The following is a 26199-nucleotide window of genomic DNA, read 5'->3' as shown; positions in this document are numbered from 1 at the left end:
AGCGTAGGTGCCGCCGCGGGTCCGTGACACGCGGGTTTCGGACACGGTGCGCCCAGATGCGGCCAGACTCACAGATCGAGCTTGTAGCCCAACCCACGCACGGTGACGAGGTACTTCGGCTCGCTCGGCTCAGGCTCGAGCTTGGCGCGCAGCCGCTTGACGTGGACGTCGAGGGTCTTGGTGTCCCCGACGTAGTCGGAGCCCCACACGCGGTCGATGAGCTGGCCGCGGGTGAGCACGCGACCGGGGTTGCGCAGGAACATCTCGAGGAGCTCGAACTCCTTGAGCGGGAGCCGCTGCTCGCTGCCGTTGACGGTCACGACATGGCGCTCGACGTCCATGCGGACGGGGCCGGCCTCGAGGGTGTCGGGCGCGAGGTCAGGGTCGGTGCCGCGGCGCAGGACGGCGCGGATGCGGGCGACCAGCTCACGGGGGGAGTAGGGCTTGGTGACGTAGTCGTCGGCCCCGAGCTCGAGCCCGACCACCTTGTCGACCTCGTCGTCCTTGGCGCTGACCATGATGACCGGCACGTTGGAGGTCTGGCGGATCGTGCGGCAGACCTCGGTGCCGGGGATCCCGGGAAGCATCAGGTCGAGCAGCACGATGTCGGCGCCGTTGCGGTCGAACTCCACGAGCGCCGCGTTGCCGTCGGCCGCGATCGCGACCTCGAAGCCTTCCTTGCGGAGCATGTAGGCGAGCGCGTCGCTGTAGCTCTCTTCGTCCTCGACGACGAGTACACGCGTCACGGTCTGTCCTCCTGGTAGGTGGTGCTCGGGGCCCCGGACGAATGGTGGGGCAAGGTGAGGGTGAACGTCGAGCCCTGGCCCTCCGCGGACCAGACCCGGATGTCGCCTCCGTGGGTGGCGGCGACGTGCTTGACGATGGAGAGACCCAGGCCGGTGCCGCCGGTGGAGCGGTGGCGGGCGGGGTCGACGCGGTAGAACCGCTCGAAGATCCGGTCGATCTCCTTGTTGGGGATGCCGATGCCCTGGTCGACGACGGAGATCTCGACCTGGCCGTCGCTCTCGCGGGTCGTGACGAGCACCGTCGAGTCGGGCTCGGAGTAGGCGACCGCGTTGGCGACCAGGTTGGCCACGGCGGCGGTGATCTGCTCCTCGCTGCCGAGGACCTTCAACCCGTGGGTGCCGCTCGTGACGATGTTGATGTGCTTGGAGCCGGCATCGATGGCACTGGTGTCGGTGGCGATCTCGACGACCGCGTCGAGGGCGACCGGGATCGGGGAGTCGGGCGGGTCGTCGCCCTGGAGCCGCGACAGCTCGATGACCTGCTGCACGAGTCGGGAGAGGCGGTCACTCTCGTGCAGCATCCGGTCGGCGAAGCGCTTGACCGCGACCGGGTCCTCCGCGGCCTCGTGCGTGGCCTCGGCGAGCAGGCGGATCGCCCCGACGGGGGTCTTGAGCTCGTGGCTGACGTTGGCGACGAAGTCTCGTCGTACGGCCTCGACGCGTCGCTCGCGGGTGCGGTCCTCCACCAGGGCGAGCACGAGACGGGAGCCGAGCGGTGCGACCCGGGCGGTGACGTGGCGGGCGGGCCCGATGGAACGCGCCATGACCAGCTCGGTCTCGCGGATCTGCCCGTCCCGACGGACCTGGCTGACCAGGTCGGCGAGCTCCTCGGAGACCAGCTGCGTGCCGCGGACCAGGCCGAAGGCGTAGGCCGGCGCGGAGGCCTTGAGCACCACGTCGGCCTCGTCGACCACGACCGCGCTGCTGCGCAGGACCGAGAGGACGGCCGCGACCCCGGGAGGCACGACGGGCTCCTGCACGTCGGGGACCCGCTGCTGCTGGCGGTCGCTGATGGCCCAGGCGAGCACGGCGCTGCCGGCGACGACAGCACCGAGGAGCGCGGCGAGGAATGCCTGCGTCGTCGGGTCCATGTCTCGAATCGTACGGGCGAGTTCACCGCGAGTTCGCCGACCCGGGCGGGGCTTCGCACTGTTCATCGCGCGTTCACGACCCAACCCCGGCTCGTCATCTGTCTTCTCCTAGGCTCTGCGTCATGCGTGAGCTCTTCCATGACCAGCTGGATGCGATGTTCGCCGACCTCGCCGGCATCTGCCGCCAGGTCGAGACGGCCGTCGGTCTGGCCACCCAGGCCCTGATGACCGGCGATGCCGCGATCGCCGAGCAGGTGATCAGCGGTGACATCGAGATCGACCGTGCCCGTGAGGCCGTCGAGGAGACCGCGTTCTCCGTGCTCTCGCTGCAGCAGCCCGTGGCGGGTGACCTGCGCACGGTCGTATCGGCGCTGCGGATGGTCAGCGAGCTCGAGCGGATGGGCGACCTGTCGGTCCACGTCGCGAAGATCGCCCGCCTGCGGGTGCCGGAGCTGGCTGTGCCCGTCGAGGCGCAGCCCACGGTGAGCCGCATGGGTGAGGTGGCCGAGGACATGGTGCGCCGGGTCTCGCAGATCATCACCGGCCGCGACGTCGAGGCGGCCATCGCCCTGGGTCGCGACGACGAGGTCATGGACCAGCTGCGCCGCAAGAGCTTCACCGAGCTGCTCTCCGACGACTGGGCCGGAGGCGTCGAGGCGGCGGTCGACATCGCCCTCCTGGGGCGCTACTACGAGCGCATCGCCGACCACGCCGTCTCGGTCGCCAACCGGATCGTCTTCGTCGTCACCGGTCACAACCCCAGCGCGCTCCCGCTGGAGTAGTGCCCCTGCTGCTCGGTGCTCAGCGGCCCTGGTTGGCCACGGCCGCAGCAGCAGCGGCGGCCGCCTCGGGGTCGAGGTAGGTGCCGCCGGCGGTGACCGGGCGGAACGCGTCGTCGAGCTCGTAGACCAGCGGCATGCCGGTGGGGATGTTGAGGCCCGCGATGTCCTCGTCGCTGATGCCGTCGAGGTGCTTGACGATGCCGCGCAGGCTGTTGCCGTGGGCGGCCACGAGAACCGTCCTGCCGGACGACAGGTCGGCGGTCACCTCGGACTCCCAGTAGGGCAGCATCCGGGCGATGACGTCCTTGAGGCACTCCGTGCGGGGCAGGTCGGCGCCGAGGTCGGCGTACTGCGGCAGGTGGGCCTGGGAGAACTCGTCGTCGTCGGCCAGCGGCGGGGGAGGGGTGTCGAAGCTGCGCCGCCAGAGCATGAACTGCTCCTCGCCGTACTGCTCGAGCGTCTGCTTCTTGTCCTTGCCCTGGAGCGCCCCGTAGTGACGCTCGTTGAGGCGCCAGGTTCGCTTGACCGGGATCCAGTGCCGGTCGGCGGCGTCGAGCGCGAGCGCTGCGGTGTTGATCGCCCGGCGCTGGAGCGAGGTGTGGACGACGTCGGGCAGGACACCGGCGTCCTTGAGGAGCTCACCGCCGCGCACGGCCTCGGCGCGCCCCTTGTCGGTCAACGGGACGTCGACCCAGCCGGTGAAGAGGTTCTTGGCGTTCCACTCGCTCTCGCCGTGGCGGAGCAGGACGAGCGTGTAGGTCACCTGATCACTCCGAGTGCTCTTCGGGAGCCTCGCACGAGTAGAGCTCGGTCTCCGTGGCCGCGGTGCCCTCCCCGGCGGTGTCCTCGGCGGGCGGAGCGTTGTCGAGGCCCTCGTAGAAGCCACAGGCCCGCACGACGGGGACGTCGAGCACGACCTCGTCACCGTTGGAGAAGGTGAGTGCCACCGGGATGTGGTCGCCGGCGATGAAGTCGCCCGTGAGCCGGACGCCGCCACCGACGTTCTCGACGTTGACGCCCTCGCGGGCACCGAGCACGAAGGACTCGATGGTGCTGACGGTCAGGACCGTGTCGCCCGAGCCGGCGACGGAGACCAGCTCGGTGCCCGCCGGGGAGTTGTTGACCAGACGGGCATACAGCGAGCCGGAGCCCGGTCCCTCGGCGACGACCTGGGCGCCGACCACGTCGACCGCCTTGTCCCGGTTGAAGGTGGCGTTGGTGGTCGTGTTGACCCGGTTGGTGGCGTAGTTGAAGCCGCAACCCGTCAGGACGGGAGCGGACAGCACGAGCGCGCCTACCGTGAGCGCGAGCTTGCGGTGGTGATGCATCGTCAGGGCCTTCGGATCGGACGGGCGCCGGGGCGGCGATGAACACGACCAGCCTAGCGTCCGACGTCAGCACTCACTGGCGCAGCCCGACGTACGTCGCCGCGAACGCCATCAGCACCAGCACCACCGACGTGTAGGCCCCGGCCAGCGCCAGCAGCCGGGTCGCGCCGAGCCGCAGACCGAGGGCCAGCGGCAGGTAGGTCCAGCCGTCCTCGTTGTCGGCCACGAGGCCCCACAACGCACGGAGCACGTGGACGCCGATGCCGAGCAGCGCGAACAGCCCGGTCATCTGCCACGTGGGCGGCGTGCCCTCGAAGGCCCCGCCCCAGCCGCCGTAGGAGAGGAAAGCGGGGAACAGGCCGAAGGAGACCGCCCAGGGCAGCCAGGACGCCTTGCCCTTGCGCAGCACGACGTTGCCCAGCAGGCCCACGCCGAGCGCGAGCAGGTAGGCGCTGCCGGCGTTGATGCCCGAGGTGATGGAGAGGGGTACGACGAGCAGCACGCCGCAGGTGAGCGCGAACCACGCGGTCCCCGGGTCCAGGCGCTCGGTCGCGAGCGGCTTGCCGGGCTGGTCGTGGCGGGCGTCACGGCGTCGGTCGACCAGGTCGTTGTGCCAGCCCAGGATCACCTGGCCCACGAGCACGGTCGCCAGCACGACCGCGACCTCGCGGGTGGGGCGACCGGAGAGGGCTGCTGCGGCCGCCAGGCCGGCCGCCGTCAGCACCGCCTGGCGCGGGTGGGCGGCCTGCAGGAGCAGGATCGGCAACCGGTCCCGCAGCCCGAGCCGCCCGGGGGCTCGTCGTTGCGGGTCGGGGGCAGCCGTGACCGGGGGCGTGAGGGACCCGTCGTCCGGCGGCACCTCGGTGAGGACCGTGTCCCCTCCCCGGGACACCTCCTCGGCTTCGGCCCTGCCGCCGGTCTCCGGGACCGGACCCTCCCCGGCGGTGCTGCTCGGCTTCCAGCGCTGCTTTTTCGCCATCCGTGCAGTATCGGTCACGAGGGGGCCCGCATGAGGCAAACAAGCGGGAAGCGGGGCAGAAAAGGCACGTCCGGACGTGGCCGGACCGAAGGCGCCACCATACGAACCGGGATTCTGTCAAGCCCAGAATGGGCCCCTGACCTGCAGAAACGCTGACCAGACCGACGAAAACCCGTGTTAGAATGGTCACCTAGGAAGGGGTCTACTACATATGACTTTCACCGTCGGCGAAACGGTTGTCTACCCAAACCACGGGGCCGCCATCATCGAGGACATCGAGATGCGGACGATCAAGGGGGAGGACCGGGAATACCTCGTTCTTCGGATCGTTGCCCAGCAGGACCTGGTCGTGCGCGTTCCGGCCTGCAACCTGGACCTGGTCGGAGTGCGCGACGTGGTCGACAAGGAGGGGCTCGAGCGTGTGTTCGACGTCCTCCGCGCCGAGCACGTCGAGGAGCCGACCAACTGGTCGCGTCGTTACAAGGCCAACCTGGAGAAGCTGCACAGCGGCGACGTCATGAAGGTCGGCGAGGTCGTGCGCGACCTGTGGCGTCGCGAGCGTGACCGTGGCCTCTCGGCCGGCGAGAAGCGGATGTTGGCCAAGGCGCGCCAGATCCTGGTCTCCGAGCTGGCCCTGGCCGAGCACACCAACGAGGACAAGGCCGAGGCCATCCTCGACGAGGTCCTCGCCTCGTGAGTCACCCCAGCACCTGATCCACCTGATCCACCGCTTCGACCGAAGGCCCCCGGCACCGTGCCGGGGGCCTTCGGCGTTGCCCTGCCTAGAGTGGCGGCACCATGACGACGTACGACGACGAACCCACCCCTGCCCTCGGCGCCGTGATCGAGCAGGAGCGCGGCTCGCTGCCGTTCGCGCTGCTCCACGGTGAGGCGCTCGTGACCTGCGCGGCCTGGGCGCTGGGGGAGTCCGGCGTGACACCGGTCGACCTCGGCACCGAGTGGGCCGGCCTGGTGGACGCCGGCGAGCCGTTCGTCCTGCACGACAGCCTGTGCCCGATGACGCCCGGCTGGTTCATCACGGCCTGCCTCGAACGCGCCGTGGCGACCTCGGCGGTCATCGTGGGGGTCCGCCCCGTCACCGACACCGTCAAGGGCGTCGTGGACGGTGTGGTCGGCGAGACCGTCGACCGCGACGGGTTGCTCACCATCTGCTCCCCGGTGGTGCTGCCCGCGGGGGTGGTCGAGGCGCTCGACGAGCTGCCGGGCCTCGACTTCACTGAGCTCGTGGCGGCCCTGGCGGCCCGCTTCCCCGTGGAGTACGTCGAGGCGCCGGCGCAGGCGCGTCGCGTCGGGTCGCTGGACGACCTCGCCGTCCTGGCAGCCCTCACCCGGCCGTCGTGAGGTCCGCGGTGAGCGCCTCGGCCACCGCGACGTCCTCGGGGAAGGTGATCTTGAGGTTGCGCGCCGAGCCGGGGACCGCGTGGATGACGCCCAAGCCGAAGCGCTCGAGGCAGCTCGCGGTGTCGGTGCCGCCGAAGCCGGCCGCCTCCGCCTGCTCGTAGGCGGCGAGCAGTGCCGGTGCGGCGAAGGCCTGCGGGGTCTGCACTGCCGATGGCTGCCCCGCGGGCAGGGGGGCGCCGGCCCGGCTCACCACCCCGGCCAACGGCACCACGGGGATCGCCCCGCCGTGCTCGAGCGCGACCGCCAGGACCGCCTGGAGCAAGGCCTGGCCGGCCAGCGGTCGGGCCCCGTCGTGGATCGCCACGACGTCGATCGCGCCGGAGATGATCTCGGGCGCGAGGGCCTGCAACGCTGCCCACTCGGAGTCGTGGCGCGACGTGCCGCCGAGGACCAGGCCGACCTCGGCACGGGGCTCGGCGCCGGGCTCAGGGGCCAGGAACGGCTCGATGGCTGCTGCCACGTCCTCCTGCTCGCCGTCGCGCACGACCAGCAGCACCCGTCGTACGTCCGGGGTGGCGAGGGCGTCGCGCACCGACCAGGCCAGCACCGGGCGGTCGAGGAGGGGGAGCAGGACCTTGTTGACGGCAGCGCCGACGCGGGTGCCGGACCCGGCGGCGAGGATCACGACGGCGGCAGGCACCGGGTCAGCCTAGGAGAGACGCTCAGGCGGAGTGGGGGGCGTCGGGTTTCGTTTCACGGCTGTTACACGACGAAACAGCCCCCACACACGGGCGACCTAGGTTCTGGACCACGAAAGGAGGTCGCGATGGCGCCTCGCTCCCCTCACGCAGAGGAGTGGCAACCGGTCTGCCGGGTGGCCGAGCTCGAGGTCGAGCGCGGCGTGACCGCGCTGGTCCATGGTCAAGCCATCGCGATCTTCCGCACGACCGACGACCACGTCTATGCCCTGGGCAACCACGATCCCTTCGCGAAGGCCTCGGTGATCGCCCGCGGCATCGTGGGCACTCGCGGGGACATCCCGTTCGTCGCCTCGCCTGCCCACAGGCACGCCTTCGACCTGCGCAGCGGCAAGTGCCTCGACGACGCGCACGTCTCCGTGCCGGCCTACGACGTCAAGGTGGTCGAGGGCGTCGTGCTCGTCGGTCACCGCAAGGTCAACGCGGCCTGAGGACTGTCGTCCGGTGCCATGCTCTCCGGCTCGTCCTCCACCAGGTCGTCGGCGCGCGGCACCAGCTGGCGACCGAGCAGCCACGCGGCGATCGGGATGCCGAGGTAGAAGAACGCGGCGTTGAGCTGGGCGTCGGGCGTCTGGCCGTGGCTCGCGGCGTCCCAGTGCAGGATCGTGACCGAGAACAACAGGTAGCCGACGAAGAGCAGCACCCGTGAGCCCTGCGGCAGCCGGCGACTGCTGGTCGCGGTGAAGCCGGCGTCGCTCGCCACGACGTAGGCGATGCCGAAGACGGTCACCACGATGGCGGGCAGCCCCAGGACCGAGCCGAGGAAGGCGATGTAGTCACCACGGCTCATCACCAGCCACGCGAAGAGCGTGATCGCCGCCAGGGACACCAGGCCGGGTCCCTCCCACCGTCGCCACCAGACCAGCAGGGCGCCCAGCAGCAGCAGGGTGATCGCCACGTCGAAGAGCTGGTCCTGGAAGCCGGCGGTGGTCCCCGCACTGGCGATCAGCAGCGACGGCAGGGACCAGGCCGCGACCACGACGAGGCCGGAGCCGACCTCCGAGCCCATCGTCGTACGACGCCGGCGGCGCAGCAGCCAGATGCCGGCGACCAGGGCGAGGCTCGCCACGGTGATGGGGCCCCACTCGACCAGCCAGTCCCCGGTGAGCCAGCCGACGAACTCCGGCACATCGTCGGTCCGGACGACCGTGACCGCGAAGATGCCGGCACACGACGCCGTGACGACGACCAGGAAGGTCAGGGCGAAGCCGACGCTGGAGCCGTAGATCAGTCGCTCCCGTGCGGCGCCGAAGTCGGGGGTGACGGTGAAGCGCGTGACGAGCCAGACCACCAGTGCCAGCAGCACGAGCGACACCAGCGTGCGCACGACCGAGGGCCCGCGTCCGGACGCGTAGGTCAGCCAGTAGTCCCATCGCGACACCAGCACGAACCACAGCTTCACCAGCACCAGGGCCAGGACGACCCAGCGCAGCGCGCGGACGGAGAGCTCGTCGAGACCGCTGGTGATGCTGGTCGACACGTCCAGGCCGAACTTCACGACCGCGACCGCGGCGGCGTACACGAGCGGGACCAGGAAGGAGTCGATCTCGTCGATCGCCCCGCCGACCAGCGACTGGGTCGTGGAGTCGAAGCCCTGCTCGACGTAGGCGACGTGGACCGCGAGGTCGCCGAGGAAGAACCCGCAGACGGCCACCAGCGAGACCAGCTGGAGGACGTACGTCGCCCAGCGGCGTGCCCGCGTCAGCGGATGGAGGAGCGTGGAGAGGACGACGCAGCCGAGGACGGTGTAGTAGCAGGCCTTCACGACCATGGGTCCGTGCTCGAGGATCCAGGAGTCGTTGGTGTTGATCGAGCTCGGCGCGAGGAAGAGCGCCCCGGTGAGCCCGAACATCGCACCCACGAACACCTTGACGAGCGGTCCGGCCGACAGCGCCCCCCAGAGCAGCAGCGACCACGCGATCGTCATCGTCACGAGCGTCACCGGCATCAGCCCGCGCGGCACGAAGGTCGGTGTCAGCTCGAAGTAGAGGCTCAACAGGTCGCCGCCTCGCCACACGTCCGCGAAGAGCACCGAGACCAGCAGCAGGGCCGTCGCGACCAGGCCGACCTTGGCGAGCTGCCGTTGCAACCCGGTCAGGCCGTCCAGGCGCAGGTGCCCGTCGCGCACCGGATCGCGCAACGTCGTCTCCCACAGCGGCCGGGCGACCTTGGTGGCACGGCCGACGGCCTGGCGGGGGCGGCTCATGACCGGGGCTCCATCAGCAGCAGGGCGCCGAAGTCGGTGCCGTTGGGCACGACGACCCGTCCGTCGGCAGTCGCTGTGAGGACGGGCAGGTTCACGAAGGGCGTGGTGGTCGGCTCGTAGGCGGCCAGGAAGGAGCCGGTGTGCAGGTCGTGGACGCTCAGCCGGAAGTCCCGGCTGAAGAGGTCCTCGGTGCGCCCGAGCTCGAGCAGGAAGACCCGTCCGTCGACCACGACGGGCCGACCCCCGGGTGCGGTGTCGAGCTGGAGGCCCCACAGCTCGGCGCCGTCCTCGGCGTCGACCGCCACGACGCGTCCGCCGGCGTCGACGCTGACCACGACGCCGTCGGCGATGGCCGGGCCGCCGCCGAAGAGTGGGTTGTCGCCGGCAACGGTCCACCGCTCCTGACCGGTCACGGCGTCGTAGGCCACGAGGCCGCTGGTCCCGCCGAAGCGGAGGACGTCGGCGACCACCAGCCCGTCGTCGTACGCCGGGTGGCCGGGGAGCTGCGCGTCGACGTCGGTCCACAGCGCCTCACCCGTGGCGCCGGCGAAGCGACTAAACCCGCCGGCGCCGTAGAGGACGTCACCGCCAGGCAGGGGGAGGGGGGTGGTGGGGGCGAAGGCGTTGGGGATCGTGATGTCCCAGCGGGGCGTGCCGTCGAGCTCGACGGCGGCCAGTCCCTCGTTGTAGCGCGGCAGGAACACCGCGTCCTCGCCGATCGCGGGGCTCACACCGGGCGAGGCTTCGACCGAGGGCGACGTCCACACGGGCCCTGCCCCGAGGTCGTCGGTCGCGTAGGCGACGTAGCGGTCGCCGAGCTGGTCACTGAGCTGCGCGACCACCAGGCCCTGCCCGGCGGCCGGCGCGGGCTGGTAGCCCGAGGTGGTGTGCAGCCCGGTGGCGCTGCCGGTCGCGCTGCCGGAGGCGGAGAGGGAGTAGAGCACCGAGTCGAGCCCACCGACGAAGGCCAGGTCGCCGTCGAACGCGGGCGGGCCCGACGGGCTGGCGCCCATGGAGCGCACGTCGTCGGTCGTGAGGTAGACGCCGGACGTGGCAGGGACGTCACCGAACGGGTAGGCGTAGAGCGCCGCGGTGGTCTCGGCGGCGGTGACCGCGGCACCCAGGACGAGGGTGTCGCCGACGACCGTCGGGTCGACGTCGGCGTCCAGCCGGGCCTCCGGGGTGACGTGGGGCAGCGACCAGCGGTCCACCACGTCGCCGGTCGCGAGGGCGCGGACCACCACGTCCCCGGTCGTGTTGACGGTGACGACCTCGTCGCCCACGACGACCGGGGCGCCGTAGAGCCGCGAGCCCGTCCCGCTCCACCGGGTCGACCCGTCCTCGAGGTCGAAGGCCTCGATGCGCTCGGCGTCCTGCACGGCCACCACGGTCCCGTCCGCGACGGCAAAGGCCTCGCTGGGGAAGCCGCGGGGGGTCGTCTCCCACGCCAGCTCCCCGTCGTCGACGTCGTAGGCGTAGAGGACGCCGCCCAGGTCGGCCAACAGCACGCGGTCCTGCCCCAGGGCTTCGCCGATCGCGGGCCCCACCGCCAGGCCCTCCTCCAGCGACGTGGACCAGAGGTCCTCGCCGGTCTCGGAGTAGACCGTGACGGCGCCCGACTCGTCGGCGACCACCCAGCGGTCTGCGGTGGCCGCGGGAGGTCGTCGTACGGGGCCGGACCGGAGGTCGCTCCAGACCACCGAGCCGTCGGCCAGCGCGAGCGCGCTCACCCGGCCGTCGTCGGTCGCCACGAGCACGCTCTCGCCGAGGGCGGTCGGTGCCGCGGAGACCACGTCGTCGAAGTGCCGGACCCAGCGGGCGTCGCCGGTCGCGGTCGAGAGGGCGAGCAGGTTCTTGTCGGCGTCGGCCACGAGCACCACGTCACCCACGATGACCGGCGCCGCGACGATCGGCCCGGGCACGGCCAGCCGCCAGCGCACGGCGCCGGTGTCGACCTCCGTGGCCGCGAGGTCGCCGACCTGGTCGCCCATCACCATGACCTCGCCGTCGGAGGCGGGCCCGAAGAGGAAGCGCTGGTCGCGCGCGTCGCTCCACGCCAGCTGCGAGGACAGCTCGCCGTCGGGCACCGCGTTGGTCCGCGCCGGGGTCACGGCCGCAGTCGCGCCGAGGGGTACGACGGAGGGTTGAGTGACAGCGTCGGCCTCTGCGGCGCGCCAGTCGCGCTCGACGCCGTGGAACTCCACGAGCTCCTCGATCACCACCCGGTCCTGGGCCTCGATCGTGGAGATGACCCGCACCGGTCCGAAGCCGGGGCAGGTCCACTCCTCGGTGACCTCGTGGTCTCCCTTGCTGCCGTCGGAGAAGACCAGGTCGAGCTCGTTGACGAAGTAGGCGCAGTCGACGAACGTGCGACCGCCGACCTCGAGGTCCTCGATCCGCTCGAGCGTGACGTCGTAGGTGATCGCGGTGTCGCCGAGAGTGCCGTCGTAGGACCAGGAGGTGCCCTCCTCGAGGGGCAACCGGTAGGCCGGGGCCGGCGGGTCGAGCGGGGTGTCGACGAGGTCCTGGCGCAGGGAGAACTGCAGGATCGACTCGTCACGCAGCCCGAGGTAGGTCATCGACGACCGCGCTCCCGAGCCGGGGTAGTCGGTGTAGTCGCTCGAGACCTGGACGGCGTCGACCAGCCCGTCCGCGTCGATCAGGCCGGCGTCGCCACGGACCGTGCGCGTGCGGGTGCCGGAGGGGACCCCGTCGGAGGAGACGGCGTAGACCCATGTGGTGCCCAGCTCGAGCGGGTGCAGCCGGGACAGCTCGGGGAAGGAATCCTCGGGCTGGGAGACGACGAACGCCCCGGCCATGGCCAGCGGCACGACGACCAGCGCCGGCACCCAGGAAGCGGCCCGGCGCAGTCGCGCGGCCACGGCTTCAGAGGCCGGACGGGATGGTGGCGGTCAGGATGTCGTCGCCCCCGAAGGCGGCGTCCTGCCAGACGATCCGGTCACCGGAGATAGCAGGGAAGCCCTGCTGGCCGGTCTGGGTCATGAGGCTGTAGATCGTGCCGCTCGCGTAGGAGTAGAGGTACAGGTCGGTGTCGGGGTAGGGCGACTCGCCACCCACGACCGCGGACTCGATCGGCTTCACCGACTCCGCCCAGATGGCGTAGTCACCGTTGGCGGCCGCCCCGAACGGGGAGGCCGACGAGCTGAGCTCGGTGCGGTTGCCGGCCGCGTCGAAGAGGGCGGCGTTGCCCTCGAGGTCGACGGCGACGACGTGGTCACCGTGCGCCGCGACCGACACGACGGCGCTGGGCATCGACCCGAGGACCCGGGGCTCGCCCTGTCCCGGGGTCCACACCATGACGGTGCCGGGATCGGTGCCGAGTGCGACAGTGCCGTCGCCCGTGCCGAGCCCCACGATCGAGGAGTCCTGGGCCGGCAGCGGGGCGCTGGTCAGGGAGCCGGCGGCGTCGACGTAGTAGACGAGGCCCTCGGCGGCAGAGACCCAGGCGGCGCCGGTGTCGGAGCCCGCCAGGCCGGCGGCGACGGCGGGGTCGGCGTCCACGCTCCCCAGGGCCTCGGACCCACCGTCCAGGAAACGGCTCACCAGGCCCTTGGCGTCGAGGGTGACCAGGGCATCGCCGGCGTAGGCGACCTGGATGGTGTCGCGGGCCCCGCCGACGGCTGTGGGGGTCGCGCCGACCCTGGCCGACGAGGCGACGCCGAAGTAGCGGTCCGCAGCGCTGAGGTCCAGCCAGGCGATCTGGTCGCCGGAGACGGTGGGCGCCTGCTGGGTCTGGGCCGCCCCGGTGACCGGGGTGCCCGGGATGGTGCCGAGGTCGGAGCAGCCGACGCAGATGTTGAGCTGGTCGAAGATCTCGCGGGCGGTGCGCAGCACCACCGGATCGGCACCCGCGTCGATGATCGTCTGCTCCACGGCGTCGCGGGCGTCGAAGTAGCCCGAGGTGGGGCCGAGCTGCGTGGTGAGCGCGGCGTAGACGATCTTGTCGAAGTCCTGCGCCAGCGGGGACTCGTTGCCGCTGACCCCGTCGATCTGGGCCAGGCGGGAGCGGATCGACCACAGGGCGTTGTTCCAGATGGCGGAGTTGGAGTGCACCCCGCCGTGGTCCTGGGTCTCGATCCCCAGGAGCTGGAAGCGGTAGCCCACGTCGAGGATGCGCAGGTAGTCGTCGAAGGACGTCCCGTTGAGCAGGTAGCGCTGGGAGTAGTTGCCCTCCGGGTCGGGCGTGCAGTAGCCGGTGTCGGAGGTGATGGCCGCGCACCCGCCCTCGAACAGCGAGCCACCGTCGGCGCCGGTGGCTGCATTGCCGATGACGTTGCCGAAGTAGTCCGCGAACGACTCGTTGAGGGCTCCCGACTGCCCGGAGTAAGTCAGGTTGGCCGACGTGTCGATGACGCCGTGGGTGATCTCGTGGCCGGCGATGTCGATGTCGACCTCGGTGGTGTCGAGCAGCTCCGGGCCGGGCTGGCAGGGCTCGCCGTAGACGATCTGCGGCGGCTGGAGGCCTGAGCTGAAGAACGCGTTGCAGAAGTCTGAGGGGCCGTAGTTGACCGACGAGACGAGGGTGCCGCCTACGCCGTCCCACGAGGCGCGACCCAGTGCGGCGTAGTAGTCGTAGACGGTCCGCGCCGCAGCATGGGCACCGATCGCCTCGGTGTCGGCGATCTGGGCGCCGGGGCTGGTGACCAGCTCCCCGGGCAGGTCGCTGTCACCGCCACCGGCCATGTCGTAGGTCTCGATGCCACCCTCGGTCGTCGCGGCGTCGTACGTCGCCACGGTGGTGTCCCACAGCGCGATCGTGCCGTCGTCCAGCCGCACACCGGTCGCGCTGAGCGGGCCTCGGCCGGTCGGGTCGTCGCCGCTGACCGCGACCGCGTCGGCGGCGGTGGGGTCGAGGAGCCCCGTGGTGGGCAGGGGCCGGATGGTCCGGGCGCGGCCCAGGTAGTCCGACATCGCGTTGGCGCCGGGCGTGAGCAGCTTGCCCTCGGCAGAGGCGGGTCGCACGCTGTCGAGCTCCCCGGTGGCGGCGTCGATGAAGTACTCACCGTCGGCGAGGGTCGTGCCCTGCTCGCCCGCGGACGTGCCGGCGACGTAGACCCGCCAGGTCAGCCGGCCCGTGTCGGTCGGGACCACGACGAGCTCCGCGGCGCCCTGGGACGACCCGCCGGAGAGCCTGGCGGCGATCCGGGCAGCGCGTGCCGCGCTCACGGTGGGGCTGGTGGGCGTGATGAGGTCCGGGAAGACCCGGCCCCGCACCGCGGTCAGGCTGGGGTCGTCGGCCGCCTGCCCGATCGTGAGCACCAGCTCGCCGTCGAGCACGGGCACGCCGTCGACCTGCTGCTCGGCCCGGAGGGTCGCGCTCCCGGTCACCGTCGGGGCCGAGGGCTCGCCCAGGGCCAGCTGGTCGGGAGCGACACCGAAGAGGCTCAGTGCGGCCTCGTCGACGAAGGCCTGCGCGGGGTCCTCGGAGCCGTCGGTGCCGTCGGCGTCGTAGCGCCCGCCCGAGAGCTCGGTGAGGAAGCCGGTCAGGTCGTCCTGGCGCCCCACCCAGCCGGAGCCCGTGGAGTCGCGCAGGTCCTGGACCCCCGACCGCAGGGCGGCGATGCGGGCCTGGCTGTCGTCGCGGTCCGCCTCGACGCCCTGGAGCCATACGTCGGAGACGACCAGCACCTGCACCGTGACGTCGTCGTCGACCAGCGGCGGGTCGGACTGGCAGGCGGTCAGGAACAGGGCGCTGGTACAGACCAGCGGGGCCAGCACGGTGCGCCCCCACATCCGGGGGGGAGCAGGGGAGGCAGGCTGCGGCAGCGTGCGTGGCAAAGGCATGGTGGCGAGAGTGTGGGTTCCGAACGATGGACTGTCAACGAATTCTTTCCGGGAGTGATCAGGGCGTGCGAATTGCCACTGGTGCTGCTGATTCCTGCCATCATGCGGCGACCAGCGAGAAGCTCGCGGGTCTCCGTCGAGGACTGGAGGGATCGTCGTGTCCTGTTCCACCTGCTCATCCGACAACCCGGACGTGGCGGCTTTCTGCCACCGGTGCGGCACGTCGCAGCACGCCAACGCCACGACGCAACGCAGCTATGCGGTGCAGTCGTCCGAGGGGGTCAACCAGTTCGCGCTGATCTCCACGATCATGCCGCACACCAACCGCGAGACGGCCGACAACTACCGCTGGGCGATGATCGTCTCGGCGGTCCTCATCGTCGGCGCCACGGCCCTGGGTCTGCTGCCCATCGCCATCGCCGCCGCCGCGTTCCTGATCCCCATCACCTACCTGGTCTACATCTACGACGTGAACCTCTGGGAGGACGCGCCGGCCCCCGTCGTCATCGGGCTCTTCCTCGTCACCGGGATCCTCGCGGCCCTGGTGTCGTTGGTGTTCTTCCAGTGGGCCTTCGACACCGAGTTCGCCAGCTTCGCCGCGCGTGGCGGGATCGACGGCCTGTCGTTCAAGGCACTGCTGCTCTTCTCGGTGCTGCTGCCGCTGATCGCCGAGGTCGTCAAGAACCTCCCAGCGGTCTTCCTGGCGCGGCTTCCGCAGTTCGACGACATGATCGACGGGCTGACCTTCGGCGTCGCCGCCGGGACGGCGTACGCCGCTTTCGAGACGATCGTGCTTTACCAGGCGGTCTTCACCAGCGACCAGCTCCGCACCGAGCAGGGCCTCGCGACCTGGATCGTCGTGGTCGTCAACCTGATGGTCGTCAAGTCGCTGATCTACGGCACCGCCACCGGCATCGCGGTCGCGGCCTTCTCCGGCAAGGGTGAGGGCTACGACGGCTTCACGGCCTACTACGCCAAGAACTTCGCCCTCGCCGCCGGTGTCAACGTCCTCTACTGGGTCGGTGTGCGACTGCTGTCCTACCTGCCCTTCGGTCAGGGACTCGGCCTGATCTGGGGCTTTGTGATCCTCGCGGTCCTCATCATCCGGATCCGCGTGATGATGCAGGCCGCACTGCTCGAGGCAGCGGTCGAGGCAGCCGCCAAGTCCGACGTCTCCTCGCGCGAGACCTTCGTCGAGACCTTCTGCCCCGAGTGCGAGAACATGCTGCTGGCCGGGTCGCACTTCTGCATCGTCTGCGGCACGTCGGTCCGCTCGACCTCGCGGCAGACCCGCAAGGTCATGACCACACAGGCGCTGCCTGCCGACGGGAGCCCGCCCTACGGGGCGCCGGCCCCCGACGCTGACACCGGCTCCGGCCCGGCGGGAGGCGTGGCATGAGCGACCCGACCCAGCCCCAGCAGCCGGCCCAGCAGCCGGCGCCCGCGACCCAGATGGTGCCCCAGCAGCAGCCCGGCCAGCAGCCGGTGCCGCCGGCGCAGGCCTATCCCCAGCAGGGTTACGCCCCGCCCCAGCAGGGTTACGCCCCGCCCCAGCAGGGCTTCCCGCCCCAGCCCGGCTACCCACCCCAGCCCGGACAGGCGTACGCCGGGGGGCCGCCGCCGGCAGCTCCGTGGCAGCAGACCGGTCCTCCGGCCGGCAGCAACCACAGCTCCAGCAAGGGCAAGACGATCGGGCTGATCGTGGCCGGTGTCGTGGCCGTCGGCGCGCTCGGTGGGATCGCGGCCGTCGTGTTCGGCGGTGGCGACGACGAGAGGCCGAGCTCCGCCGAGGTGACCCCGGGTGGCAGTGGGTCGGGCATCCTCGACCCGGAGCCGGTCGGGTCCGCTCCGCCGCAGCCCGACGGGAGCACTCCGCCGGCGCCCACGCCGACTGAGCCCGCCCCGAGCGAGCCCGTGCCGACCGAGCCGATCGAGCCGACGGAGCCGGTGCCGCCGGCGCCGAGCGGCAGCGGCGTGGCCATCGGGTCCAACGGGGTCCAGGTGATCGTGCCCCCCGAGTGGACGATCGACGCGCAGGGTGAGGACTCGCTCAGCCTGAGCAACGGGGAGAGCAGCTTCATCTACGCCCTCACCGGTGTCGCCGACCCCTCGGTCGAGGCGTCCAGCGTGCTGCAGCAGAACCTCGCCTACTTCACCGGTGGGGAGAGCTACACCCAGCTCGAGGTCTACGACGTGGCGCCGCAGGAGGCCTTCGGGTCGATCGTGTCCCTGGCCTCGATCGACTACCAGGCGCTGTGGGTCGACGCGCAGGGCAGCTTCCCGCTCTACGGCAAGATCTTCGCGGCCGTCCGCCAGGACGGGTCCGTCCTGATGCTCAACGTCGAGCACTCGCCGCCCGAGGACTTCGACGCCTCGATCCCGACGTGGTTCCCGGTCATCGGCGGCTCGCTCGACACGTTCGCAGGGGTGGGCTGAGGCTGGTCAGGCCGGCGGGGCCAGGACGAGGGCGGTCGCGATGGCGGCGACCCCCTCGCCCCGGCCGGTGAGGCCGAGGCCGTCGGTGGTGGTGGCCGAGACGGATACCGGAGCGCCGACGGCGGCCGACAGGGCCGCCTCGGCCTCGGCCCGGCGCGGGCCGACCTTGGGCCGGTTGCCGATGACCTGGACGGCCACGTTGAGGATCTCGAAGCCGGCCGCGCGCAGCCGGCGGGCGCTCTCGCCGAGCAGGGCCGAGCCCGAGGCTCCGGCCCACTGGGGCTCGGCGGTGCCGAAGTGCGAGCCGAGGTCGCCGAGGCCGGCCGCGGAGAGCAGGGCGTCGCACGCCGCGTGCGCGGCGACGTCGGCGTCGGAGTGACCCTCGAGCCCGGCCGGCTCGTCCGGCCAGTGCAGCCCGGCGAGGTGGAGGGGGGTGCCGGAGACAAGACGGTGGACGTCGGTGCCGACACCAATCCGTAAGGACTGTTGGTTCACGTGCTGATCATGCCTGAGCCACACTGGAGCGTGTGAAGACGACGCGTTCCGCCTGGGCCCTGGCCGGGCTCCTCGCCGGCCTCGCCGGCCTGGCGACCAGCTATTTCCTGGCCGCGGCCCTCTCGATCCGCGAGTCACCTGTGGTGGCGATCGCCGAGGGGATCGTCCGGCTCGCGCCCGGGGCGGCCGTCGAGCAGGGCATCCAGACCCTGGGCACCAACGACAAGCCGATCCTGGTCGCTGTCATCCTCGTCGTCGCCTGCGCCCTCTTCGCCTACGTCGGTCTCCTCGCCCGCCGCTCGTCGTGGGCGCCCACGCTGGTCTACGTCGTGCTCGCCGTCCTCGGCGGGATCGCGGTGCTCGCCCCCGCCTCGTCCTCGACGACCGACGTCGTCCCGGTCGCGCTCGGCCTCGTGACCTGGGTGGTCGCGCTGTCGCTGCTGACCGAGCCGCTGCGTGCCGCCGACCGGCACGCGGCGGCGTCCGACGAGCCGGCCCCGAGCAGCCCGACGGGCCAGACCCGCCGCGGGTTCGTGCTGCGGGCGGGCCTCGTCGCCGGCGCCGTCGGCGTGCTCAGCCTGGGCGGCCGATTCCTCGGCGCCGGCCGACGTCGCGTCGAGGAGACCCGGCGGTTGCTGCGCCTCAACGGCATCACCGAGCCGGACGTGCCGAACGCTGCCCTCGTGGACATCGACGGGATCTCCCCCTGGATGACCCCCGCCGACGACTTCTACCTGATCGACACCGCCTTCGTGAAGCCGGCCATCGACCCGAAGGACTGGTCGATCCGCATCCACGGCATGGTCGAGCAGGAGATCGTGCTGACCTACGACCAGCTGATGGCCCGCGAGATCGACGAGTCCTGGATCACCATCTGCTGCGTGTCCAACCCGGTCGGCGGGCCCCTCATCGGCAACGCCTGGTGGAGCGGGGTCCGGCTGGCCAGCATCCTCGCCGAGGCCGGCGTCGATCCCGAGGCCGACGCGGTGCTCCAGACCTCCGAGGACGGCTGGACCTGCGGCACTCCCATCGAGGCGCTGACCGACGACCGCAACGCGATGCTGGCCGTCGCGATGAACGGCAAGCCGCTGCCGATCGAGCACGGCTTCCCGGTCCGCACGATCGTGCCGGGCCTCTACGGCTACGTCTCGGCGACCAAGTGGGTCGTCGACATGGAGGTCACGAAGTTCTCCGAGTTCGACGCCTACTGGACCACCAAGGGCTGGGGCGAGCTCGGCCCGATCAAGATGTCCTCCCGCGTCGAGGTCCCGGGCTCGGGCGACCGGGTCGACGCCGGTGAGGTCACCTTCGGCGGCACCGCCTGGGCGCAGCACACCGGCATCGCCGGGATCGAGGTCGCCGTCGATGGGGGCGAGTGGCTGGCCGGCGAGGTCTCCAGTCCCGGCACCGACGACACCTGGGTGCAGTGGCGCGCGGTCGTCGACGTCGAGCCCGGTGACCACACCGTCCGCGTGCGGGCCACCGACAAGACCGGCCTGGTGCAGACGGGGGCACTGGCAGACGTCCTGCCCGATGGCGCCACCGGCTGGCACACCATCGACTTCACGGCGTCGTGAGCGACTTCGCCGGGCGCACCGGCGGCGCCCTCGTCGTCGGCGGCAGCGGTGGCCTGGGCGCGGCGATCGCCACGATGCTCGCCGCGCGCGGGGCGGCCGTGGCCCTCACCTACCGCACGCGACGCCCTGACGGCGACCACCCGTCCTACGAGCTGGACCTGGGGGACGACGCCGCCGGCGCGGCCGTCGTCGAGCGGGCGGTGGCCGACCTCGGCGGCCTGCACACGCTGGTCTACGCCGCGGGGCCGCACGTCCCGATGCGCCACCTCTCCGCGGTCGAGCCGCGGGCGATGACCGCCCAGCTCTCGGCCGACGCCGCCGGGTTCTTCTCCGTCGCCCGGCCTGCGCTGGTGCACCTGCGTGCCACCGCCGGCTCGATCGTCGCGGTGACGACGGCCGCGACCACGCGCTTCCCCGTCCGCGACGGGCTGTCCGCCGCGCCCAAGGCAGCGGTGGAGGCGATCGCCCGTGGCCTGGCCGCCGAGGAGGGCCGATTCGGGGTCCGCGTCAACTGCGTGGGACCCGGCATGCTCACCGACGGCATGGCCGAGCGGTTGATCAGCTCCGGCGAGCTCGACGACGACGCTCTCGCCATCACCCGCCGCAACATCCCGCTGCGCCGCTTCGGCACCGCAGCCGACGTCGCCGAGGCCGTCTGCTTCCTGGCCTCCGACCGTGCGGGCTTCATCAGCGGTCAGAAGCTCGACGTCGACGGCGGCTACGGCGTCTGAGGAGTCACCAGCTGGTGTAGTCGTCCGGGCTCGGCAGCGGGTGCGCGTCGTCGGTGATGACGTAGACGGTGCCCCCCGAGCGCGGGAGCCACACGTTCTCGAACTGTCCACGGTCATACGTGCGCCGCACTCCGGCGCGGCTGGCCGCGGCCGGGTCGTTGACCACGACGTCGCCGGCCTCGGTGAACCCGACGATCACCAGCAGGTGGCCGTTGGACGACGAGATCGGTGCACCGGAGAGCTGACCCCGGTCGAAGGCGATCGAGGCGATGACGGGGATGCCGACCTTCACGAGCTGCTCGGCCTCGCGCAGCGAGCGGAGCCGCGTGACGAACGCGCTGCCGGCCAGCGGTGCGGCGTAGGCAGTGTTGAACGGCCAGTTGCCGGCGCCCTCGTAGGAGGCGTCGTAGGTCATCCGAGCGGCGTGGTCGACCCACGGGTTCACGTGGCCCTGGGGGACGTAGGTGTAGGTCGCCGGATCGGGGAGAGCGTCGTAGTAGCCGAGCACCATCGAGGTCGAGGTCGGGGAGCACCATGCCTCTCCGCCGTTGCCCCACTGGGGGTAGTGGCCCTGGTGGATCATCTGGGAGTAGCGCGGCACGTCCAGCACGATCCCCCGGGCGACGCCCGGCCTCGAGGTCGCGACGCTGCCGCTCGGCACGCGCGAGGCCATGGCACCGACGGCGTCGAGGGTGGGGGAGGCGGTGCGGGCACCGGGTCGGCGCATCAGCGAGACCCGCAGCTGCCACGAGGTCAGGCCCGCGGCGGCGGTGCTGCGCCAGGTGTCGACGCTGACGGCGCCGAGGTCGTCGGTCTGACCCGAGACGCTCCTGCGCCGCGTGAACCCGTCACCCGACGTCCACCGCCCCAGCACGTCGTACGACGACGTGGCGCCGGCGGCGTCCTTGCCGCGCACCTCGACCTCGATCCAGCTGTCGCCGGGCGTCGTGGCGTCCCAGGACGCGATGAGCTCGGTGAGCCCGAAGCGCGGGGCGACCCAGGGTGAGGTCCACCGGCCCAGCTCGTAGGCCCGGCCGGCGTAGGTGCGTCGGGCGCTCGGCGCCTTCACGACGCCCAGGCTGCCCTTGACGAAGAGCGTGCCGGCCATCGTCCCGGTGCGGAAGTCGTTGCCGCTCTCCCACTGGGTGTGCGCGATGCGACGGGGCTCCGCAGCGCGCTGGGCGCGCTCGTGGGGCTCCGCGCTCGCGGGGGCCAGGGGCGCGGCGAGCGCAGCGGCGAGGCCCACGGTGAGGAGCGGGCGGAGCAGGCGGTCGGACAGGTCGGCGGGGGAAGGGCGCACCGCTCCACGATAGGTCACTTCCGTCCCATGCGTCACAGGCTTGCTCGATGCGGCCGCGAGGGCCGGTCACTCCTAGACTGGAGGGTGTGACGTTCAGGCTCTATGACTCGGCGACCCGCGGGGTCCGTGACTTCGCACCCCTCGAGGAGGGGAAGGCCGGTCTCTACCTGTGCGGGCTCACCGTGCAGTCCGAGCCGCACGTCGGTCACGTCCGCTCGGGCGTCGACTTCGACGTCCTCCAGCGCTGGCTGCGCCACCTCGGCTTCGAGGTGACCTTCATCCGCAACGTCACCGACATCGACGACAAGATCCTGGCCAAGGCCGCCGAGCAGGGCCGTCCTTGGTACAACCTGGCCTACGAGATGCACCGCGAGCTCGACCGCGCCTACGCCGCGCTCAACGTCGCGCCGCCCACCTACGAGCCCGCCGCCACGGGCCACGTGCCCGAGATGGTCGAGCTGATCACCGAGCTGATCACCCGTGGCCACGCCTACCCCGCCGAGGACGGCTCCGGCGACGTCTACTTCGACGTGCGCTCGTGGCCGAGCTACGGCGAGCTGACGCGACAGGGCATCGACGACATGGAGGCGGCCACCGACGTCGACCCCCAGATGTTGGCCAAGAAGCGCGACCCGCGCGACTTCGCGCTGTGGAAGGGCTGGAAGAAGGAGTCGGAGCCGGAGACGGCTGCCTGGCCCTCGCCATGGGGTCCGGGTCGTCCGGGGTGGCACATCGAGTGCTCCGCGATGGCCGGCAAGTACCTCGGGCCGGCCTTCGACATCCACGGCGGCGGCGTCGACCTGCGCTTCCCGCACCACGAGAACGAGCAGGCGCAGTCCCGGGCAGCAGGGCGACCCTTCGCGTCCTACTGGATGCACAACGCGTGGATCACCACCGCCGGCGAGAAGATGAGCAAGTCGCTGGGCAACTCGCTGACCATCCCGGCCGTGCTGGAGACCTACCGCGGCATCGAGCTGCGCTTCTACCTGCTGATGGCCCACTACCGCTCCCACGTCGAGTTCAGCTTCGAGGCGCTCGACGAGGCGGCCGTGGGCCTGCGCCGCATCGAGAACTTTCTCGACCGGGCCGCGGTCACGGAGAGCGGCTCGCTGTCACAGGACTTCGTCGATGCGATGAACGACGACCTCGGCACCCCGGCTGCCATCGCCGTCCTCTACGACGCGGTGCGCGAGGGCAACCGGCTGCTGGCCTCGGGCGACGATGCCTCCACCCAGGCCGGCGAGGTGCTGGCCATGCTCGACGTGCTCGGCCTGCACCCGCACGACCCGGCGTGGGGTGGCCGTGGGGGAGACGACGTCAAGCTCACCGCAGCGGTCGACGCCCTCGTGTCCGGGCTGCTCGAGCAGCGGGCCCGGGCCCGTGCTGACAAGGACTTCGCGCGCGCGGACGCAATCCGCGACCAGATCAAGTCGGCGGGGATCGAGATCGAAGACACCCCGTCCGGAGCAAGGTGGACGTTGTAATGCCAGGCAATTCTTCCCGCAAGGGCGCCATCCGCAAGACGACCAAGAAGCCCACCGCGGGCTCCGGGGGGAAGGTCAAGCGCGGCCTTGAGGGCAAGGGTCCGACGCCACGGGCCAACGAGCGGCCCTACCACGCTGCCTACAAGGCCGAGAAGAAGCCGCAGCGCTCGGCCTCGACGCAGGCCCGTCGCCGCAAGAGCACCGACGCCGAATGGATCGCCGGACGCAACTCCGTCCTCGAGGCGCTGCGTGAGGACGTGCCGGTCACGGCCGTCTATGTCGCCGAGGGCGCCGAGCGGGACGGTCGGCTGCGCGAGGTCTTCAAGATCGTGGCGGACAAGGGCCTCAACATCCTCGAGGTCTCCAAGGGTGAGCTCGACCGGATGACCTCCACCGCGGTCCACCAGGGCCTCGCGGCGCGCATCCCCTCCTACGAGTACGCGCACCCCGACGACCTGATCGTCCTGGCCACCGAGAACCGCGAGCCGCCCCTGATCGTGGCGCTCGACTCGGTGACCGACCCGCGCAACCTCGGGGCCGTGATCCGCAGCGCGGCCGGCTTCGGTGCCCACGGAGTCGTCATCCCCGAGCGTCGGGCCGCCGGCATGACCGCGGCCGCCTGGAAGAGCAGTGCCGGTGCGGCAGCGCGGATCCCGGTGGCGCAGACCGTCAACCTCGTGCGCCAGCTCAAGGCCTACCAGGACGCCGGCTGCATGGTCATCGGCCTCGCGGCTGAGGGCGAGGTCTCCCTGCCCGACCTGGACCTGGCCGACGGCCCGCTCGTGGTCGTCATCGGGTCGGAGGGCGACGGGCTGTCCCGCCTCGTGGCCGAGACCTGTGACCAGCTGGTGTCGATCCCGATGGCCAACAACCTGGAGTCGCTCAACGCGGGAGTCGCGGCGTCCGTGGCGCTCTACTCGATCGCCCGGGCCCGGGCCCGCGCCTGACCCGTCACCCGGAATGATGATTGTGTCCGGTCGAACAGGAACGAAATCACAACCAGATGACGACTAACGTGAAGGAATGCTCACCACGAGGCAGCGCCTGATCCAGGCCGCGGCGCAGGGATTCGCCGATCACGGCATCCAGGCTGCGTCACTGGTGGAGATCACGCGCCAGGCCGGCCAGCGCAACCGGGGCGCGGTGCACTATCACTTCCGTTCCCGTGAGGGCCTGCTCGCGGCGGTCCTCAACGAGCATGCCGAGTTCATGGCGCTGCGTCAGGGGGAGCTCCTCGTCCGTGCGATGGAGCAGCCCGACGACGACGTCGCCTCGGTCATCGAGGTCATCGTCCGGACCTGCGTCGAGGTGGCCGAGAGCAGCGTGAGCGGGCGCAACTACCTCAAGATCATCGCCGAGATCTCCGAGCAGGACCCGGCGACCTACACCCCGGAGGTCGAGGCGGCCCTGGTCCGCTCCGGTGGCTACCAGGTCTACGCCGTGCTGATGGAGCGGGCGCTGAACGCCGTCGACGGGCTGGACGAGGAGGTGCGTGACCACCGCATCCTCCAGATGACCTCCTTCGTCCTGGGCTCGATCGCGCGCCGCATCCGGGGCATCGACAGCGCTGGGTCGCCTGGCGCGCGGCCCCAGCTCGACACCCCACGCTTCGTCGAGGACCTGATCGCCATGTCCTCGGCCATGTTGCTGGTCCCGGTCCCCGGAGTGCCCGCCTCCATGTGACACTGCGGCGCCGCGACGGCGTCGGAGCGTGATGCCGGTGCCTCTAGACTCGTGGTCGTGCCGACCAACGTGGACCGCCTCCTGCCCGACGAGGACGCCGAGGCGTTGCTCGAGCTCACCCGTGACATCGCGCAGCGCGAGCTCGCTCCCCAGGTCGATGCCATGGAGGAGGCGGCCGCGTTCCCGGCCGACGCCTACCGCCTCCTGGGCAAGTCCGGTCTCCTGAGCCTGCCCTTCGCCGAGGAGTTCGGGGGTGGTGAGCAGCCCTACGAGGTCTACCTCCAGGTCATCGAGGAGATCGCGGCCGCGTGGCCCAGTGTCGGGGTCGGCGCCAGCGTCCACTCGCTCACGGCGTCGGTGGTGGCGATGAACGCCGATGACGAGCAGCGCGCCACCTGGTTGCCTCGGATGCTGGCGGGGGACTGGCTGGGGGCCTACTGCCTGTCCGAGCCACAGGCGGGCTCCGACGTCAGCGCGATCGAGACCTCGGCCGTCCGCGAGGGCGACCACTACGTGGTGACCGGCACGAAGCAGTGGATCAGCAACGGGTCGTGCGCCGACTACTACATCCTCTTCGCTCGGACGGGCGAGGACCGCAAGCGCGGTCTCTCGGCCTTCATCGTCCCGGCAGACACCCCGGGCATGAGCTTCGGCGCGCCCGAGAAGAAGCTCGGGCTGCACTGCGACGTCACCACCCAGGTGCGCTTCGAGGCGGCGCGGATCCCGGTCGCGCAGCGCATCGGCGCCGAGGGGGCCGGCATGAAGGTCGCGTTGTCCGCCCTCGACGCCGGCCGGCTCGGGATCGCGGCGGTCGCCACCGGCATCGCGCAGGCGGCGCTCGCCCACGCGGTCGCCTACGCGCGCGAGCGCACCCAGTTCGGTCGCGCGATCGGTGAGTTCCAGGGGATGCAGTTCCTCCTGGCCGACATGGGTGCCGACGTCGAGCGCGCTCGTGCGACCTACCTGCACGCGGCCCGGCTCAAGGACGCCGGCCGACCGTTCTCCCGCCAGGCCAGCATCGCCAAGCTGACCGCCTCCGACGCCGCCATGCGCGTGACGACCGACGCGATCCAGGTCTTCGGTGGCAACGGCTACACGCGCGACTACCCCGTCGAGCGGCTCTTCCGCGACGCCAAGGTGACGCAGATATTCGAGGGCACCAACCAGATCCAGCGCATGGTGATCGGGCGGGACCTGCTGAGCTGACCTGCTGAGCTGCTGAGCTGATCCGGCCCTGCGGTGGCGGCCTCTGCCCGTGCGGACGGCCGGTCGGGAGAACTCGAACGCGATCCATCGGTTGGACCAGTCCTGTGGCACGCGTCACCTTTGCGGCACGGTGTCGTTACTGAACTAGTACCTGTTCTAGTTTCGACCCT

At 71.4% G+C, this 26199-nt stretch carries 23 protein-coding genes; 12 read left to right on the top strand and 11 right to left on the bottom strand.

The genetic code is table 11. The annotated features are described in order from the left end of the window. Positions 1–68: 68 nt before the first annotated feature. Both BM204_RS01965 and BM204_RS01960 read right to left on the bottom strand, forming a co-directional pair. Positions 69–746 (bottom strand): response regulator, encoded by a 678-nt coding sequence (locus tag BM204_RS01965; RefSeq protein ID WP_091109950.1) that lies wholly within the window; start codon positions 744–746, stop codon positions 69–71. Beyond that, on the bottom strand, positions 743–1897 hold the full coding sequence (locus tag BM204_RS01960; RefSeq protein WP_091109948.1) for a sensor histidine kinase: 1155 nt from the start codon (positions 1895–1897) through the stop codon (positions 743–745). The genes BM204_RS01965 and BM204_RS01960 overlap by 4 nt, the downstream gene beginning before the upstream one ends. Before the next feature lie 122 nt (positions 1898–2019). Between BM204_RS01960 and phoU the strand changes: the two genes are divergently transcribed. Continuing rightward, the gene (phoU, locus tag BM204_RS01955; protein WP_091109946.1) at positions 2020–2679 is read left to right on the top strand and encodes a phosphate signaling complex protein PhoU; all 660 of its coding nucleotides are present in this window, start codon (positions 2020–2022) and stop codon (positions 2677–2679) included. Between the two features lie 19 nt (positions 2680–2698). Here the strand turns inward: phoU and BM204_RS01950 are convergent, their stop codons facing one another. The 3 genes from BM204_RS01950 to BM204_RS01940 all read right to left on the bottom strand — a co-directional run bounded on the left by BM204_RS01950 (position 2699) and on the right by BM204_RS01940 (position 4986). Beyond that, the gene (locus BM204_RS01950; protein ID WP_091109945.1) at positions 2699–3442 is read right to left on the bottom strand and encodes a phosphoglyceromutase; all 744 of its coding nucleotides are present in this window, start codon (positions 3440–3442) and stop codon (positions 2699–2701) included. 4 nt (positions 3443–3446) lie between these two features. Then, positions 3447–4007, bottom strand: coding sequence for a copper chaperone PCu(A)C (locus BM204_RS01945; protein WP_091109943.1), 561 nt, complete (start codon positions 4005–4007; stop codon positions 3447–3449). A gap of 73 nt (positions 4008–4080) precedes the next feature. Continuing rightward, entirely contained in the window at positions 4081–4986 is a 906-nt protein-coding gene (locus BM204_RS01940; RefSeq protein ID WP_091109941.1) for a UbiA family prenyltransferase, read from the bottom strand. Between the two features lie 211 nt (positions 4987–5197). On the opposite strand from BM204_RS01940, the gene BM204_RS01935 reads away from it, so the two are divergent. Then, positions 5198–5683, top strand: a complete 486-nt coding sequence (locus BM204_RS01935) for a CarD family transcriptional regulator (protein ID WP_091109940.1) — start codon at positions 5198–5200, stop codon at positions 5681–5683. 101 nt (positions 5684–5784) lie between these two features. Then, positions 5785–6348 carry a 2-C-methyl-D-erythritol 4-phosphate cytidylyltransferase gene (locus BM204_RS01930; RefSeq protein WP_091109938.1) on the top strand — a complete coding sequence of 188 codons (564 nt, stop codon included), beginning with the start codon at positions 5785–5787 and terminating at the stop codon, positions 6346–6348. Here the strand turns inward: BM204_RS01930 and BM204_RS01925 are convergent. After that, on the bottom strand, positions 6332–7048 hold the full coding sequence (locus BM204_RS01925) for an IspD/TarI family cytidylyltransferase (RefSeq protein WP_091109937.1): 717 nt from the start codon (positions 7046–7048) through the stop codon (positions 6332–6334). The two genes, BM204_RS01930 and BM204_RS01925, sit on opposite strands and share 17 nt — an antisense overlap. A 126-nt stretch (positions 7049–7174) precedes the next feature. On the opposite strand from BM204_RS01925, the gene nirD reads away from it, so the two are divergent. Next, positions 7175–7537, top strand: a complete 363-nt coding sequence (gene nirD / locus BM204_RS01920; RefSeq protein WP_091109935.1) for a nitrite reductase small subunit NirD — start codon at positions 7175–7177, stop codon at positions 7535–7537. Here nirD and BM204_RS01915 read toward each other — a convergent pair. The 3 genes from BM204_RS01915 to BM204_RS01905 are packed head-to-tail and all read right to left on the bottom strand — an operon-like array spanning position 7513 to position 15117. After that, positions 7513–9312 (bottom strand): hypothetical protein, encoded by a 1800-nt coding sequence (locus BM204_RS01915; RefSeq protein WP_091109934.1) that lies wholly within the window; start codon positions 9310–9312, stop codon positions 7513–7515. The genes nirD and BM204_RS01915 overlap by 25 nt on opposite strands. Next, on the bottom strand, positions 9309–12194 hold the full coding sequence (locus tag BM204_RS01910; RefSeq protein ID WP_091109932.1) for an outer membrane protein assembly factor BamB family protein: 2886 nt from the start codon (positions 12192–12194) through the stop codon (positions 9309–9311). The genes BM204_RS01915 and BM204_RS01910 overlap by 4 nt, the downstream gene beginning before the upstream one ends. A 4-nt stretch (positions 12195–12198) precedes the next feature. After that, complete coding sequence (locus BM204_RS01905) at positions 12199–15117, bottom strand: M4 family metallopeptidase (RefSeq protein WP_091109930.1); 2919 nt, start codon at positions 15115–15117, stop codon at positions 12199–12201. A gap of 193 nt (positions 15118–15310) precedes the next feature. Here BM204_RS01905 and BM204_RS01900 point away from each other — a divergent pair, with 193 nt between their 5' ends. Further along, positions 15311–16516 (top strand): PrsW family glutamic-type intramembrane protease, encoded by a 1206-nt coding sequence (locus BM204_RS01900; protein WP_143099625.1) that lies wholly within the window; start codon positions 15311–15313, stop codon positions 16514–16516. Further along, on the top strand, positions 16513–17553 hold the full coding sequence (locus tag BM204_RS01895; RefSeq protein ID WP_091109927.1) for a hypothetical protein: 1041 nt from the start codon (positions 16513–16515) through the stop codon (positions 17551–17553). The genes BM204_RS01900 and BM204_RS01895 overlap by 4 nt, the downstream gene beginning before the upstream one ends. 6 nt (positions 17554–17559) lie before the next feature. Here BM204_RS01895 and ispF read toward each other — a convergent pair whose 3' ends face one another. Then, on the bottom strand, positions 17560–18048 hold the full coding sequence (ispF, locus tag BM204_RS01890) for a 2-C-methyl-D-erythritol 2,4-cyclodiphosphate synthase (protein ID WP_218031106.1): 489 nt from the start codon (positions 18046–18048) through the stop codon (positions 17560–17562). 32 nt (positions 18049–18080) lie between these two features. On the opposite strand from ispF, the gene BM204_RS01885 reads away from it, so the two are divergent. Further along, on the top strand, positions 18081–19625 hold the full coding sequence (locus BM204_RS01885; protein WP_091109925.1) for a molybdopterin-dependent oxidoreductase: 1545 nt from the start codon (positions 18081–18083) through the stop codon (positions 19623–19625). After that, complete coding sequence (locus BM204_RS01880; protein WP_091109924.1) at positions 19622–20356, top strand: SDR family oxidoreductase; 735 nt, start codon at positions 19622–19624, stop codon at positions 20354–20356. Before BM204_RS01885 ends, BM204_RS01880 begins: the two co-directional genes overlap by 4 nt. Before the next feature lie 4 nt (positions 20357–20360). Here the strand turns inward: BM204_RS01880 and BM204_RS01875 are convergent, their stop codons facing one another. Next, positions 20361–21656: a C39 family peptidase gene (locus BM204_RS01875; RefSeq protein WP_091109923.1), complete on the bottom strand. Its 1296-nt coding sequence runs from the start codon at positions 21654–21656 to the stop codon at positions 20361–20363. An 86-nt stretch (positions 21657–21742) separates the two neighbouring features. Between BM204_RS01875 and cysS the strand changes: the two genes are divergently transcribed. The 4 genes from cysS to BM204_RS01855 all read left to right on the top strand — a co-directional run bounded on the left by cysS (position 21743) and on the right by BM204_RS01855 (position 26029). Next, entirely contained in the window at positions 21743–23140 is a 1398-nt protein-coding gene (gene cysS, locus BM204_RS01870; RefSeq protein ID WP_439895883.1) for a cysteine--tRNA ligase, read from the top strand. Next, complete coding sequence (gene rlmB / locus BM204_RS01865; RefSeq protein WP_091109921.1) at positions 23140–24087, top strand: 23S rRNA (guanosine(2251)-2'-O)-methyltransferase RlmB; 948 nt, start codon at positions 23140–23142, stop codon at positions 24085–24087. Before cysS ends, rlmB begins: the two co-directional genes overlap by 1 nt. A gap of 76 nt (positions 24088–24163) precedes the next feature. After that, on the top strand, positions 24164–24823 hold the full coding sequence (locus tag BM204_RS01860; RefSeq protein ID WP_091109920.1) for a TetR family transcriptional regulator: 660 nt from the start codon (positions 24164–24166) through the stop codon (positions 24821–24823). A 57-nt stretch (positions 24824–24880) separates the two neighbouring features. Beyond that, positions 24881–26029, top strand: coding sequence for an acyl-CoA dehydrogenase family protein (locus BM204_RS01855; RefSeq protein ID WP_246165744.1), 1149 nt, complete (start codon positions 24881–24883; stop codon positions 26027–26029). Positions 26030–26199 lie beyond the last annotated feature (170 nt).

The organism is Nocardioides psychrotolerans, from assembly GCF_900113685.1.
In the GTDB taxonomy this organism is placed as follows: Bacteria; Actinomycetota; Actinomycetes; order Propionibacteriales; family Nocardioidaceae; genus Nocardioides; species Nocardioides psychrotolerans.
Note: the sequence above shows the minus strand (reverse complement) of the source record. Positions and strands in the feature narration are given on the sequence as shown.

What these genes read in the sequence shown, in the direction of transcription:
- BM204_RS01960 (WP_091109948.1), bottom strand. Translation starts at nt 1,897, where the DNA reads ATGGACCCGACGACGCAGGCATTCCTCGCCGCGCTCCTCGGTGCTGTC.
- phoU (WP_091109946.1), top strand. Translation starts at nt 2,020, where the DNA reads ATGCGTGAGCTCTTCCATGACCAGCTGGATGCGATGTTCGCCGACCTC.
- BM204_RS01945 (WP_091109943.1), bottom strand. Translation starts at nt 4,007, where the DNA reads ATGCATCACCACCGCAAGCTCGCGCTCACGGTAGGCGCGCTCGTGCTG.
- BM204_RS01940 (WP_091109941.1), bottom strand. Translation starts at nt 4,986, where the DNA reads ATGGCGAAAAAGCAGCGCTGGAAGCCGAGCAGCACCGCCGGGGAGGGT.
- BM204_RS01935 (WP_091109940.1), top strand. Translation starts at nt 5,198, where the DNA reads ATGACTTTCACCGTCGGCGAAACGGTTGTCTACCCAAACCACGGGGCC.
- BM204_RS01930 (WP_091109938.1), top strand. Translation starts at nt 5,785, where the DNA reads ATGACGACGTACGACGACGAACCCACCCCTGCCCTCGGCGCCGTGATC.
- nirD (WP_091109935.1), top strand. Translation starts at nt 7,175, where the DNA reads ATGGCGCCTCGCTCCCCTCACGCAGAGGAGTGGCAACCGGTCTGCCGG.
- BM204_RS01915 (WP_091109934.1), bottom strand. Translation starts at nt 9,312, where the DNA reads ATGAGCCGCCCCCGCCAGGCCGTCGGCCGTGCCACCAAGGTCGCCCGG.
- BM204_RS01905 (WP_091109930.1), bottom strand. Translation starts at nt 15,117, where the DNA reads ATGCCTTTGCCACGCACGCTGCCGCAGCCTGCCTCCCCTGCTCCCCCC.
- BM204_RS01895 (WP_091109927.1), top strand. Translation starts at nt 16,513, where the DNA reads ATGAGCGACCCGACCCAGCCCCAGCAGCCGGCCCAGCAGCCGGCGCCC.
- rlmB (WP_091109921.1), top strand. Translation starts at nt 23,140, where the DNA reads ATGCCAGGCAATTCTTCCCGCAAGGGCGCCATCCGCAAGACGACCAAG.
- BM204_RS01860 (WP_091109920.1), top strand. Translation starts at nt 24,164, where the DNA reads ATGCTCACCACGAGGCAGCGCCTGATCCAGGCCGCGGCGCAGGGATTC.